11 protein-coding genes are annotated in these 12,938 nt (G+C 65.5%); 9 read left to right on the forward strand and 2 right to left on the reverse strand.

Annotated features, from left to right (window positions below; genetic code table 11):
• Window position 1: 1 nt before the first annotated feature.
• On the reverse strand, window positions 2-1,246 hold the full coding sequence (locus FZI91_RS13505) for a glycosyltransferase (RefSeq protein WP_155939450.1): 1,245 nt from the start codon (window positions 1,244-1,246) through the stop codon (window positions 2-4).
• A 138-nt stretch (window positions 1,247-1,384) separates the two neighbouring features.
• Between FZI91_RS13505 and FZI91_RS13510 the strand changes: the two genes are divergently transcribed.
• From FZI91_RS13510 to FZI91_RS13550, 9 genes are all read left to right on the forward strand, one after another.
• Window positions 1,385-2,356, forward strand: coding sequence for a hypothetical protein (locus tag FZI91_RS13510; protein WP_155939451.1), 972 nt, complete (start codon window positions 1,385-1,387; stop codon window positions 2,354-2,356).
• Window positions 2,353-3,633, forward strand: coding sequence for an isoprenylcysteine carboxylmethyltransferase family protein (locus FZI91_RS13515; protein ID WP_155939452.1), 1,281 nt, complete (start codon window positions 2,353-2,355; stop codon window positions 3,631-3,633). The genes FZI91_RS13510 and FZI91_RS13515 overlap by 4 nt, the downstream gene beginning before the upstream one ends.
• A gap of 9 nt (window positions 3,634-3,642) precedes the next feature.
• Window positions 3,643-5,001, forward strand: coding sequence for a Pup--protein ligase (pafA, locus tag FZI91_RS13520; protein WP_309224156.1), 1,359 nt, complete (start codon window positions 3,643-3,645; stop codon window positions 4,999-5,001).
• Between the two features lie 113 nt (window positions 5,002-5,114).
• Window positions 5,115-6,107, forward strand: a complete 993-nt coding sequence (locus FZI91_RS13525; protein ID WP_162526399.1) for a YafY family protein — start codon at window positions 5,115-5,117, stop codon at window positions 6,105-6,107.
• Entirely contained in the window at window positions 6,104-7,054 is a 951-nt protein-coding gene (locus tag FZI91_RS13530; RefSeq protein WP_155939454.1) for a YafY family protein, read from the forward strand. The genes FZI91_RS13525 and FZI91_RS13530 overlap by 4 nt, the downstream gene beginning before the upstream one ends.
• 57 nt (window positions 7,055-7,111) lie before the next feature.
• Complete coding sequence (tatA, locus tag FZI91_RS13535; protein ID WP_155939586.1) at window positions 7,112-7,372, forward strand: Sec-independent protein translocase subunit TatA; 261 nt, start codon at window positions 7,112-7,114, stop codon at window positions 7,370-7,372.
• An 83-nt stretch (window positions 7,373-7,455) separates the two neighbouring features.
• Entirely contained in the window at window positions 7,456-8,319 is an 864-nt protein-coding gene (tatC, locus tag FZI91_RS13540) for a twin-arginine translocase subunit TatC (protein ID WP_162526422.1), read from the forward strand.
• Window positions 8,316-11,072 carry an RNA helicase gene (locus FZI91_RS13545; RefSeq protein ID WP_162526400.1) on the forward strand — a complete coding sequence of 919 codons (2,757 nt, stop codon included), beginning with the start codon at window positions 8,316-8,318 and terminating at the stop codon, window positions 11,070-11,072. Before tatC ends, FZI91_RS13545 begins: the two co-directional genes overlap by 4 nt.
• 80 nt (window positions 11,073-11,152) lie before the next feature.
• The gene (locus FZI91_RS13550) at window positions 11,153-11,902 is read left to right on the forward strand and encodes a DUF4333 domain-containing protein (RefSeq protein ID WP_155939456.1); all 750 of its coding nucleotides are present in this window, start codon (window positions 11,153-11,155) and stop codon (window positions 11,900-11,902) included.
• Between the two features lie 66 nt (window positions 11,903-11,968).
• On the opposite strand, the gene FZI91_RS13555 is transcribed toward FZI91_RS13550, so the two are convergent.
• Complete coding sequence (locus FZI91_RS13555; RefSeq protein WP_155939588.1) at window positions 11,969-12,910, reverse strand: 5'-3' exonuclease; 942 nt, start codon at window positions 12,908-12,910, stop codon at window positions 11,969-11,971.
• Between the last annotated feature and the right edge of the window lie 28 nt (window positions 12,911-12,938).

Consider the following 12,938-nt stretch of genomic DNA (forward strand, 5'->3'; position numbering starts at 1 on the left):
CTCAGGCGCGTGTCTTCGCCAGCACATCGTTGTAGATCGCGACGATCTTCTCGGTCTGCAGTGATTGCCGCGGCTCATCCTGGTGCGCGGCGACAATCTCGGTCATTTGTCGCAGCTTGGCGCGGTCATCGGCCAGCGAGCGGATGGCCTTCGCGATCGCCTCTACGGACTCGTTGTCGGTGACTAGGCCACCACCGTCGGGCACCGACTCGCCCAGGATCTCGTCGCAGAAAACGACCGGGGTCGACATCGAAATCGCCTCCAGCAGAACCAGTCCCTGGGTGTCGAAGCCGTAGGAGGTGAACAGCAGAGCGCTGCTGGCTCCCATCGCCGCCAGGCAGCTGTCCTGGCTGACCCGCCCGCGCAGCCGGATGCGGTTGGACGCGCCGTGTGAATCGACGTACTTCTTGATGGCATGTTCCAGGTGGCCGTCGCCGTAGATGTCCATGAAGCAGTTCTTGACCTGGGTCGCCGCCTTCACCGCCTCCAGCACTCGCTTCTCCGGGGATAGGCGCCCGCACCAGATCAGTCGCAGCGGCTCGTCATCGGTGGGCTTGTCGTCCGCGGCTTCGCGCGCGATGTCCACCAGCTCGTCGTCGACGCCGTTGGACACGACCGAGATGGGGCGCTGCAGACCGCGGTCGGTAAGGGCGTTGGCGAAATGCGTCGTCGGGGTGATTTCGTGGTCGACGGCCTGTGCCTGGGCCATCATCAGCTGCCATGCCCGTCGCGACGCGGCCGACTCCTGCACCGTGGTCAGGTGGAAGTCCTTGGGCAGGTGGCGCTCCTGCATCTGACTGAAGATCCAGGCCAGCAGCAGCGGGTTGGGGCTCGCCTTTTCGAAATACACGTCATACCGGGTGTGCTTGGTCTGCACTACGGGGATGCCATTGCGGCGTGCGGCCTCGACACCGGCGATGCAGACGCCCAGGTCGCCCTGGCTGTGGATGATGTCGATCGGTCCGCGGGCGCGAAGCTCCTGATCGATCAGCGCCGCGTTGGCCGCTCCCGGCCACACGAAGGTGAAGTCGTCATGCTTGCCGAGCTTGCGCATCGCCTCGGCCACGAACGGCACCGGCTTGACCTCGACGACATTCGGGTCGGGGTCGACGGTGTGGGCCAGCGGCGCGGTAAACACCGTCACCTTGTGCCCAAGGCGCTCCAGGCCGTGACGCTGGCGTGCCACCGAGATCTGCGCCCCGCCCAGGCTCTCGGGGTGAAGATCGGTGAACAGCGCTACATGCATTGCGAAACCCTTCCAAGGAGCCGAGCCGTGATCCCCGGCCGGGTCGAACGGTATCGGATTGTCGGCTCTATCACACGGACAGTCGGTCGGACGGGCACGAATGCCACATCCGGCACCCGGATATGGTCCACTTCAGCAATGATGCCGGAGCCCATTTCGGGTGATCAATCGGGCGGGAGCTATCGGCCCACCCGCCAGCAGTGGACGGTTGCCGCCATCATCGTGGCGTTCGTGGCCGGGGTGGTGCTCTTCAAACTCATCAAGGGCGTAGGTCTGGGACAGACGGCGGCCTTCTATGTCGGAATCCCCACCATCCTTGCGCTGATCCTGACGTTGTCGACCCCGTCGAAACGGGCGGTGGGGATGACGATGAAGGTGCTCACCATCTTCCTGCTGTTATCCATGCCGCTGCTCGGTGAGGGGTTCGTGTGTGTCATCTGCGCGGCCCCGCTGTTCTATCTGGTGGCTCTGCTCGTGGCGTTGTCGGTGGACAAGGCACGCGATAAACGCAAGCCCCCTGGCGCACAGGCATTCCTGGCGGCTCCGCTGCTGTTGGTGCTGCTGTCCTTCGAAGGCGTCGTGCCGGGTATCGCGGTGTCCGGTGATGCGACGGTATCGGCGACCAGGCTGTCTTCGGCCGGGCCGGCTCAGGTGGAGGCAGCTCTTGCGCGGCCCATCGACTTCGATGTCCACCCATTGACCGGCATGCTGGCGCTCGGGTTTCCGCGTCCGCAGCACGATCACAGCGACGGCCTCCACGTCGGTGACCGCAGAACGATCACCTTCGATGGTGCCCATCACCGTCCACCGTTCGTCGCATCCCACCACTGGGGCGAATCGCGGTCCCAACTGACACTCGTTGTCACCGAACGCACCCCGGGGCATGTTCGCTACACCGCTGAGGCGGATACCACCCCGATCTCCACCTGGCTTTCCTGGAGGTCAGTCGAAATATCTTGGCGGGATGACGGTTCCGGAAAAACGATGATCACCTGGACGTTTCACTACACCAGGAATCTGTCGCCGTCCTGGTACTTCGGCCCGCTGGAGCGCTTCACCGTCCAACGCGCGGCCAACTACCTAGTACACGCGGTCGATCTGCCGGCATGACCACCGGATTGGACGGCGCGACGCTGCGAACCTGCGTGGTGCTCGTCCCCGTCGTGTTCGTCGCCGCGCTCTGGCTGTTGAATCCCGACCCGCGCACGCGGGGTGCGGCCTTCCTGGCCGCACTGTGGAATGCGGTGTTCCTCGTCCCGGTGAATATGCTTGCAATGCAGCAGAACTGGTGGAGCTTTGGCGTTGAAGGCGCGGTCTGGAACGGCGTGCCGGTGGATCTGGTGCTGGCCTGGTCGGTGCTATGGGGTGCCACGCCGATCCTGCTGGGCCGGTGGATCAACCCGGCGGTGACGGCCGGTCTGCTCCTGATCTGGGATATGGCGGCGATGGGCTCGTTGGAACCGTTGGTGGTGTTGCGGCCGCACTGGTGGCTTGGTGAAATGCTGTCCGTGGCAGCGTGCTTGGTTCCTGGTGTGCTGTTGGGCCGGCTCACGGCGCAGCAACGGCAGGTGCGTATTCGGGTGGGCCTGCAGATGCTGCTGTTCGCGACGATCCTTCTCGTCGTGTTGCCCGCGCTGACGCTCGGTGTCGACCGGTTCGCCCGCCTCCCGGACAGCTGGAGCAGCGTGCCGGTGATGGCGTTGTGCCAGTTGATCGTGGTGGTTGGAGTGGTTGCGGTGCGGGCGGTGGCCGAGTTCGTCAGGCACGGCGGAACGCCGTACCCATGGGACCCGCCGGCGCGAATGGTGACGACGGGGCCGTATGCGTATGTCGCGAATCCGATGCAGTTGTCGTCGGTTGTGATGCTGCTGTTGATCGCGGCCATCCTTCGGTCACCGGTGATGGTGCTGGCCGCACTCGTCGCTGCGGCCTTCAGCGCGGGACTGGCCGCTTGGAGCGAGCAAGAGGACTTGCGGGCGCGATTCGGAGCGGGCTGGGGCGACTACCGCGCACAGGTCCGCGATTGGTTGCCGCGTGGACATCCGACGGATCTGCGCCAGCCGGCGGTGCTGTACGTGGCGCAGAGCTGCGAGGCGTGTAGCGACGTCCGAAGGTGGCTTGAGGCGCGGCGACCTGTCGCATTGGAGTGTCGTCCCGCCGAGGAGTGTCACGAATCGTTGCGACGCGTCCGCTACGAGGCCGCCGACGGGTTGACCTTGAGTGGGACACGGGCAATCGGCGCTGCTCTAGAACATGTGGGGCTCGGCTGGGCGCTCGCGGGCTGGATCATGCGAGTGCCGGTCGTGGCCTCGTTCGTCCAACTGGTTGCCGACGCGGCCGGTGCCGGGCCCCGTGCCTTGCCTCCTCAGCGGGGCCGCACCCAGTAGGCTCGATATGTGCAACGTCGGATTATGGGGATCGAGACCGAGTTCGGTGTCACCTGCACGTTCCACGGCCACCGGCGACTGAGTCCCGACGAGGTCGCTAGGTACCTGTTCCGCCGGGTGGTGTCGTGGGGTCGCAGTTCCAACGTCTTTCTGCGCAACGGCGCCCGGCTCTACCTCGACGTAGGCAGCCATCCCGAGTACGCCACCGCCGAATGCGACAGCCTGGTGCAGCTGGTCACCCATGACCGCGCCGGGGAGCGCGTCCTGGAAGACCTGCTGATCGACGCCGAGCAGCGCTTGTCCGATGAGGGCATCGGCGGCGACATCTATCTGTTCAAGAACAACACCGATTCGGCGGGCAATTCGTACGGGTGCCACGAGAACTACCTGATCGTGCGCGCGGGGGAGTTCTCCCGGATCTCTGATGTGCTGCTGCCGTTCCTGGTCACCCGTCAGCTGATCTGCGGCGCAGGAAAGGTGCTGCAGACCCCGAAGGCCGCGACCTTCTGCTTGTCGCAACGCGCCGAACACATTTGGGAAGGCGTGTCCTCGGCGACCACCCGCAGCCGGCCGATCATCAACACCCGCGACGAGCCGCACGCCGACGCCGAGAAGTACCGGCGTCTGCACGTCATCGTCGGAGACTCCAACATGTCCGAGACCACCACCATGCTCAAGGTGGGCACCGCGGCACTGGTGCTGGAGATGATCGAGGCCGGCGTGGCTTTCCGCGACTTCTCGCTGGACAACCCGATCCGGGCCATCCGCGAGGTAAGCCACGACCTCACCGGACGCCGCCCGGTCCGGCTTGCCGGGGGGCGGCAGGCCAGCGCACTGGACATCCAGCGCGAGTACCACGCCCGTGCTGTGGAGCACCTCAACACTCGCGAGCCCAATGAGCAGGTCGAGCAGGTCGTCGAGCTGTGGGGCCGCACCCTGGATGCCGTTGAAGCTCAAGATTTTTCGAAGATCGACACCGAGATCGACTGGGTGATCAAGCGCAAGCTCTTCCAGCGTTACCAGGACCGGTACAACATGGAGCTGTCCGATCCGAAGATCGCCCAGCTGGACCTGGCCTACCACGACATCAAGCGGGGCCGGGGCGTGTTCGACCTGCTGCAACGCAAGGGCATGGCCGCGCGCGTTACCACCGACGAGGAAATCAAGGCCGCCGTCGACCAGCCGCCGCAGACCACCAGGGCCAAGCTGCGCGGTGACTTCATCACCGCTGCCCAGGAGGCCGGCCGCGATTTCACAGTGGACTGGGTGCACCTCAAGCTCAACGACCAGGCTCAGCGCACCGTGTTGTGCAAGGACCCGTTCCGGTCCGTCGACGAGCGCGTCGAACGGCTTATCGCCAGCATGTAAGTCCCGCTCTCGTCGAGATGGATGTCATCTCGGCGCAAAGGCTCGAACAAACTTTCGCAACACCCCCTAAAGCGCTGGCAGGAAACACGCCATAGTCCTCTAAGCTTTCCGCCGTGGCGATCTCCAAAGTCGAGCGGTTGATGAACCTGGTGATCTGCCTGCTGTCCACCCGCACCTATGTCACCGCCGAGCGGATCCGCACCTCCGTCGCCGGTTATTCGGACTCGCCCAGCGATGAGGCGTTCAGCCGCATGTTCGAGCGCGACAAGAACGAACTGCGCGACCTGGGCATCCCGTTGGAGACGGGCAAGGTGTCGTCCTTCGATGCCACCGAGGGCTATCGCATTCGCCGCGACGCCTACGAGCTGCCCGATATCACCCTCACCGCCGATGAATCCGCGGCCGTGGCGGTCGCCACGCAGCTGTGGCAGTCGCCCGAGCTGGTCACCGCCGCCCAAGGGGCGCTGCTGAAACTGCGTGCGGCGGGAGTGGACGTGGACCCGGCCGCCGAGAATGTTTCGGTGGCCGCACCGGCCGCCCTGCCCGGCGGTCGTGGATCTGAATCTGTGCTGCGAATCCTGTTATCCGCCATCGATTCCGGGCAAGCCGTGCAATTTGGGCACCGGCCGTCCCGTGCTGAACCGTATGTCACCCGCGCCGTCGAGCCGTGGGGTGTGATCACCGATCGTGGTCGCTGGTACCTCGTCGGGCATGACCGGGACCGGGACGCGACCCGCACCTTCCGCCTCTCCCGCATCGGCGAGGACGTCACGATGCTGGACAAACCGGGAACGGTACGGCGCCCAGCGGGTGTGGACCTGCGGGACATTGTGGCCAAGGCCGTCGGCGACGGGCCAGTGCGGATCACCGCCCGGGTGTGGATCGCCGAAGGGCGCGCCCAAGAGCTGCGCCGGATGGGTGTCGTCGTCGAACCGCGGCGGCTGGCGGAGCGTGACGGCGACGTGGTCGAGATCGAAGTTGCCTCGCCCGATCGGCTGGTCCGCTCGATCGCCTCGCACGGGGCTGATGCGGTGGCATTGGAACCGGTGCAGGTGCGCGATGAGGTTGTGGCCAGGCTTCGCGAGCACTCAGGAGTGTCGGCATGACCGAGTTATCCAATCGCCTGACGCGCCTGCTGAATATGGTTCCGTACTTTCAGGCCAACCCGGGCATCAGTGCTGCCGAGGCCGCCGCCGACCTGGGCGTCACCACCAAACAGTTGATGGCCGACCTCAACCAACTGTGGATGTGCGGTCTGCCCGGTTACGGCCCGGGCGATCTGATCGACCTGTCGTTCTCCGAGGAGAGCATCGAGGTCACCTTCTCGGCGGGCATCGACCGTCCGCTGCGCCTCACCTCGCCCGAGGCGACGGCACTGCTGGTCGCGCTGCGCGCGCTGCTGGACATGCCCGGCACCGTGGACCCGGAGGCGGCACGCAGCGCCATCGCCAAGATCGAGGACGCCGCCGGCGCCGGCGCCGGCGATGGAGTGCCGACACCGGCCCCCGTGGAGTCCGAAGCGGTGTCCGCGGTGCGCTCGGCGGTACGCGCGAGTAAGGCGCTGCGCATCGAGTACTACTCAGCATCACGAGATGCGTTGTCGGAGCGGATAGTCGATCCGATCCGCATTGCGGTGGTGGGGGATCACAGCTACCTGGAGGCCTGGTGTCGGGCATCCGAAGGTGTGCGGTTGTTTCGGTTCGACAGGATCGAGCAGGCCGAGGTTCTTGACCAGCGTGCGGCGCCGCCGGCACCGGCGGTCCAGACGGCCACCGATACCGGGCTGTTCGAGGCGGATCCGTCGCTCCCGGCGGCGACGGTGCTCGTCGCCCCGAGCGCGTCGTGGGTGTTCGACTACTTCCCGATGCGTCCCACCGGCGCTCAGCATGTGGACGGCTCTGTGGAAGCCGCGATGACCTACGCCTCCGAGGATTGGATGGCCCGATTGGTCCTCGGCTTCGGCTCGGCGATTCGGGTGTTGACGCCGGAGTCGTTGGCGCGGCGGGTGCGTGGGGACGCGGCGGCGGCGCTGGCGGCGTATCAGGCCAGCTGACCTTGGCAGGCCCTGGGGTAGGCTTCAGGGCATACACGACGTCTGGAGGTGACCACATTGGGCGGTCTACAACCCATGCACTGGGTAATCGTTATCGTCGTATTCGCGCTGCTCTTCGGAGCCAAGAAGCTACCCGACCTTGCACGGTCGCTGGGTAAGTCGCTGCGGATCTTCAAGTCGGAAGTCAAGGAACTGCAAAACGACGGTAAGGGCACCGAGGGTGCCCCACAAGCGGTGGAGCAGCAGCAGGTGCCGCCCGCGGCAGTTGTGGAAGCACCACCGATCGAGACGACACCCGGCCATAAGCCCACTGCCTAGCCGCGTTTCGCCGCGGGATATTCATGAATAAGGTTTTGGGTGCTCTTAGCCTGCGTAAACAACCCAAGAATCCCGACGGCACCATGTCGCTCGTCGAGCATCTGCACGAACTGCGTACCCGCCTGCTGATCTCGGTGGCCGCGGTCCTGCTGACCACCATCGTCGGTTTCGTCTGGTACGAGCACACGATGTTCGGTCTGGAAAGCCTCGGCGAGTGGCTGCGGGAGCCGTACTGCTCGCTGCCGGCGAGCGCCCGCGCCAACCTCAGTGCCGACGGTGCCTGTCGGCTGCTGGCCACCGCGCCCTTTGAACAGTTCATGCTGCGCCTCAAGGTGGGGCTGACGGCCGGTGTGGTGCTGGCCTGTCCGGTGTGGCTGTATCAAATCTGGCGTTTCATCACGCCGGGTCTGTACCGCAACGAACGCAAGTTCGGGATCGTCTTTGTGACTGTGGCGGCGGTGCTGTTCGTGACCGGCGCGCTGTTGGCCTACCTGGTGCTGGCCAAGGCCCTGCACTTCCTGTTGACGGTGGGCAGTGATGTGCAGGTCACCGGACTGAAGGGCGACGAGTACTTCAGCTTCCTGATCAACCTGCTGTTGGTGTTCGGTGTCAGCTTCGAATTCCCGCTGCTGCTGGTCATGCTGAATTTCGTCGGGATGCTGCCCTACGCCAAACTCAAGAACTGGCGCCGCGGCATCATCTTCGGGCTGTTCGTCTTCGCGGCCTTCGCGACGCCGGGGGCCGATCCGTTCTCCATGACGGCGTTGGGGCTGGCGCTTACGCTGTTGCTGGAGTTCTCCATTCAGATTGCCCGCGTGCACGACAAACGCAAGGCCAAACGTGAAGGCGCGCAATTGAGCGACGATGAGGCGTCCGTTCTCGAGGCCCCCGAGTCCATCGCGCAGCCCGAACCGATCGCGCGACCCGAGCGATTCGACACCAAGTGAGCAGTAATACGGATGCCTTAGCTCATTTTTCAAAAGGGCTGAGCTTTGCCCTCGACCCGTTCCAAGTGCGCGCGTGTACCGCGTTGGAGAACGGGCACGGTGTACTGGTGTGCGCCCCGACCGGTGCGGGGAAGACCATCGTCGGAGAATTCGCGGTACACCTGGCGCTGGCGGCCGGGCGCAAATGCTTTTACACCACACCCATCAAGGCGTTGAGTAACCAGAAATTCAACGATCTGGTGTCGGTCTACGGGCCCGAGAAGGTCGGCCTGCTCACCGGCGACTCGTCGATTAACTCCGATGCTCCGGTGGTGGTAATGACCACCGAGGTGCTGCGGAACATGCTCTACGCGGATTCGCCGGCGCTGCATGGTCTTTCGCATGTCGTGATGGATGAAGTGCACTTTCTCGCCGACCGGTTCCGTGGCGCGGTGTGGGAAGAAGTGATCCTGCACCTGCCCGAGGAAGTGGCACTCGCCAGCCTGTCGGCCACCGTGAGTAACGCTGAGGAGTTCGGCGGTTGGATCAAGACGGTCCGCGGGGACACCACGGTGGTTGTCGACGAAACGCGGCCGGTTCCCTTGTGGCAGCACGTCATCGTGGGTCGACGACTGTTCGACCTCTTTGATTACGACGGCAAGAAGACTGATGTAGATCCGGATCTCATCCGGTACATCGCACAGCGTCGGCAGGCCGATCGCTTCGCCGACTTCGATCGTCCGCGCCGCCGGCCACAGCACGGCGGTCCGCGCCAGGGCTCGTCTGGGTCGCGCCCCACCCTCTATCGCCCGCCGTCGCGCCCCGAGGTCATCACCAAACTCGACGAGGACGGCCTGCTTCCGGCGATCACCTTCATCTTCTCGCGCGCCGGATGCGATGGTGCTGTTGCGCAATGCCTTCGGTCCCGGTTGCGGCTCACCACCGAGGACGAGCGGCAGGAGATCGTCGCCATCATCGACCGCCGCACCGAAGGCCTGCCCGAAGCGGACTTGGATGTGCTCGGGTATTGGCAATGGCGCGATGGGTTGCTGCGCGGCATCGCGGCACATCATGCGGGCATGCTTCCGGTGTTCCGGCACACCGTGGAGGAGTTGTTCACCAAGGGCCTTGTGAGGGCGGTATTCGCCACCGAGACACTGGCATTGGGTATCAACATGCCTGCGCGCACGGTGGTGCTGGAACGGTTGGTGAAGTTCAACGGGGAGCAGCATGCGGCGTTGACTCCGGGGGAGTACACACAGTTGACGGGCCGGGCGGGGCGGCGTGGAATCGATGTCGAGGGGCACGCCGTGGTGCTGTGGAACCCCGAGCTCGAGCCCAGCGAGATTGCCGGCCTGGCCTCCACCCGTACCTTCCCGCTGCGCAGTTCCTTTGCGCCGTCGTACAACATGACGATCAATCTGGTGCACCGGATGGGCCCGGATCCGGCCCGTGAACTCCTCGAGAGATCCTTTGCCCAATATCAGGCCGACCGCTCCGTAGTGGGATTGGTTCGCGGTATCGAGCGCGGCCAGAAGATGCTCGACGAGATTGCCAATGAGCTTGGTGGGCAGGACGGTTCCGCGCTGCAGTACATACGGTTGCGCGCGAGCCTGTCCGAACAGGAGCGAGTTGCCGCACGCGCGTCACGGCTCGAACGCCGTGGTGCGGCTAACGCCGCCTTGGTCGCCCTCAAACGCGGCGATGTCATCGCGATCCCGCACGGTCGGCACAACGGGGTGGCGGTGGTGCTCGAACCCGCTGCCGATGACGAGGACCCTCGTCCGCTGGTTCTCACTGAACATCGCTGGGCCGGCAGGATTTCGTCGGCAGATTATTCGGGCAGTGCCGAATCGCTCGGCTCTATCGCGCTGCCCAAGCGCGTCGAACATCGGCAGCCCAAGGTGCGACGTGACGTGGCGTCGGCGCTGCGATCGGCGCTAGATGACGGTCGAGTCCGCCGGCCGGAATCTGCCAAACGCCGCGGCGGGAGTGTCGGAGCCGACAGCTCGGATCTCGGCGCCGACGTCGAACGGTTACGCCGAGAGATCCGGGAACATCGCGTGCACCATGCGCCCAACCGTGACGACGTGGCGCGCATCGGCGAGCGCTACTTGCGCATCGAACGTGACAACGCTCAACTGCAGAAGAAGGTGTCGGCGGCCACCAACTCACTTGCGCGGACCTTCGACCGGATCCTGGCGCTACTCACCGAACGCGGTTACATCCAGAGCAGCGCCGAGCTGGGGATGAAGGTCACCGACGACGGTATGTTGCTGGCTCGCATCTACAGCGAGAGCGACCTGCTGGTGGCCGAATGCCTGCGGCGCGGGCTGTGGGCGGGGCTGAAACCCGCCGAGCTTGCGGCGGTCGCGTCGGCGGTGCTGTACGAATCGCGGGGCGATGGGGTGACGGTGCCGGGGGACGCGCCGACTGCTGCACTGCGCGGTGCGCTCGCGGAGACCCACCGCGCCCTGGCGCGGTTGCGCCGCGATGAACAGCAGCACCACCTCTCGCCCACTCGCGAGATCGATGAGGGCTTCGTCGCGGCGGTGTATAGGTGGGCCACCACCGGGGATCTGGCAGCCTCGCTGGAGGCGGCCGGTGACACGGGTACCGCCCTTCCAGCAGGAGATTTCGTGCGATGGTGCCGGCAGGTGGTGGATCTGCTCGACCAGATCCACAAGGCTGCCCCGGACACGGACCTGCGCTCGGTGGCCAGAGCTGCGGTTGCCGACGTGCGGCGTGGCGTCGTCGCCGTTGATGGCACATAAGGTCGAGCAAACGCTAAGGTGGAGCGTCAGCACGCTCTTACACACCGGTAAGAAACTTATGTCGCGACACGGGAGGAACGATGAGCGGTCCACAGGGAACGGAACCCGGCGGGCAGTGGGCGCCGCAACCTGGGCAAGGCCAAGAGCCGTGGCAGACACCGCAATCCTCTGATCCAGCCCAGCAAGGTCAACCCGGCGAGCAGGGCTGGGGGCAGCAGCCGGCCTACGGCCAGCCCGGCCAGTACGGTCAGCAGCCCGGCGCCTACCAGCAGCCGGGTTTCCCGGGCGGCGGCTTTGGCGATCCGAGCCAGTTCGGCCAGCAGCAGCCCGGCCAGCCTGCCCAGCAGGGCTTCGGCGATCCGAGCCAATTCGGCCAGCAGCCCGGCGCCTACGGCCAGCAGGGACAGTACGGCCAGCAGGGTGGATACCCGGGTCAGTACGGGCAGCAGCAGGGGCAGCCGTTCCCGCAGTTCGGGGCCGGTAAGCCGCAGCGTTCGACCAAGACCATCGCGATCATCGGTGGCATTGCCGCAGCCACGCTGATCCTGCTTGTGGTGCTGGTTACCGCGTTCCTGGCGCCCGGATGGGCCATGACCACCACCCTGGACGTTAACAAGGCCCAGGATGGCGTGACCAAGGTTCTGACCGACGAGACCAACGGATACGGCGCCAAGAATGTCAAGGACGTCAAGTGCAATAACGGCCAGAATCCCGAGGTGAAGAAGGGCGCCACCTTCACCTGCGACGTCAGCATCGACGGCACTAAGCGCGAGGTCACTGTGACCTTCCAGAACGACAAGGGCACCTACGAGGTAGGCCGCCCCAAGTAACGGTCTTCACGAAAACGCCGGATGCGCATGGAAGTACGCGCACCCGGCGTTTTTGTTATCCGTCTTCTAAGACCCGGGGAGCGCGTCCAGCGCCTTCTGCAGCCGCGTGATCGCCGACCCGATCCCCAGTTCAGCGCCCAGCTCGGCGACGCGCTGCGGATCCCGCGCCGTCAGCGGTAGCGCATCTCTGTCGCGGTCGATCGTCACCGGCGCATCCACTGCCACCCGAACCACGGGCTCGGCAGCCGCGATGTAGTCGGTCGCTGCCAGCAGCTTGGCGCGGACCGCCTTGGGCAGCTCGGATTTCGGATCCGCTGCCGCAGCCAGGATGCTCGTCAGTGACCCGTATTCGCCCAGAAGTTTGGCGGCCGTCTTCTCACCCACGCCGGTGACACCGGGCAGCCCGTCGGACGGATCGCCGCGCAGCAGGGCCAGCTCCGCGTACGCCGCACCCGCGCGGTCGGCGGGCACTCCGTACTGTTCGGACACCTCGACCGGGCCGTACAACGTGGCCTTGGCGAATCCGCGCCCCATGTAGAACACGCGGACGGGCACCGGGTCGTCGGTCACCACCTGCAGCAGGTCGCGGTCACCGCTGACGACGATCACCGGGTCCTGGCGCTCCGTCGCCGCCAGGGTGCCCAGCACGTCATCGGCCTCGAATCCCGGCGCGCCCGCCGAGGCGATGCCAAAGGCGTCCAACATCGCGGCGATCATCGCGACCTGAGGCGTCAACTCGTCGGGCACCTCTTCGACATCGACGGTCACGGCCGACTCCTGAAGCACCCGATGCGCCTTGTACGACGGGATGGCCGCCACCCGCCAGGCCGGACGCCAGTCCAGGTCCAGACACACCACCAGTCGATGCGGCCGGTGCAGGGTGATGAGTTGCGAGATCGTGTCGAGGAATCCGCGGACGGCGTTGACGGGTCTGCCGTCGGGGGACCTGATCGAATCGGGCACTCCGAAGTAGGAGCGGAACCACAGGCTGGCGCCATCGAGGAGCAGGACGGGTCGTGCTTGGACGAGTTGGGCT

The sequence above is a fragment of the Mycobacteroides sp. CBMA 271 genome, from assembly GCF_009729205.1.
Taxonomy (GTDB): domain Bacteria; phylum Actinomycetota; class Actinomycetes; order Mycobacteriales; family Mycobacteriaceae; genus Mycobacterium.

Bases quoted from the DNA above. Each gene is read 5' to 3' on its own strand.
- FZI91_RS13510 (WP_155939451.1), top strand. From the start codon at position 1,385: ATGATGCCGGAGCCCATTTCGGGTGATCAATCGGGCGGGAGCTATCGG.
- FZI91_RS13515 (WP_155939452.1), top strand. From the start codon at position 2,353: ATGACCACCGGATTGGACGGCGCGACGCTGCGAACCTGCGTGGTGCTC.
- tatC (WP_162526422.1), top strand. From the start codon at position 7,456: ATGTCGCTCGTCGAGCATCTGCACGAACTGCGTACCCGCCTGCTGATC.
- FZI91_RS13550 (WP_155939456.1), top strand. From the start codon at position 11,153: ATGAGCGGTCCACAGGGAACGGAACCCGGCGGGCAGTGGGCGCCGCAA.
- FZI91_RS13505 (WP_155939450.1), bottom strand. From the start codon at position 1,246: ATGCATGTAGCGCTGTTCACCGATCTTCACCCCGAGAGCCTGGGCGGG.
- FZI91_RS13530 (WP_155939454.1), top strand. From the start codon at position 6,104: ATGACCGAGTTATCCAATCGCCTGACGCGCCTGCTGAATATGGTTCCG.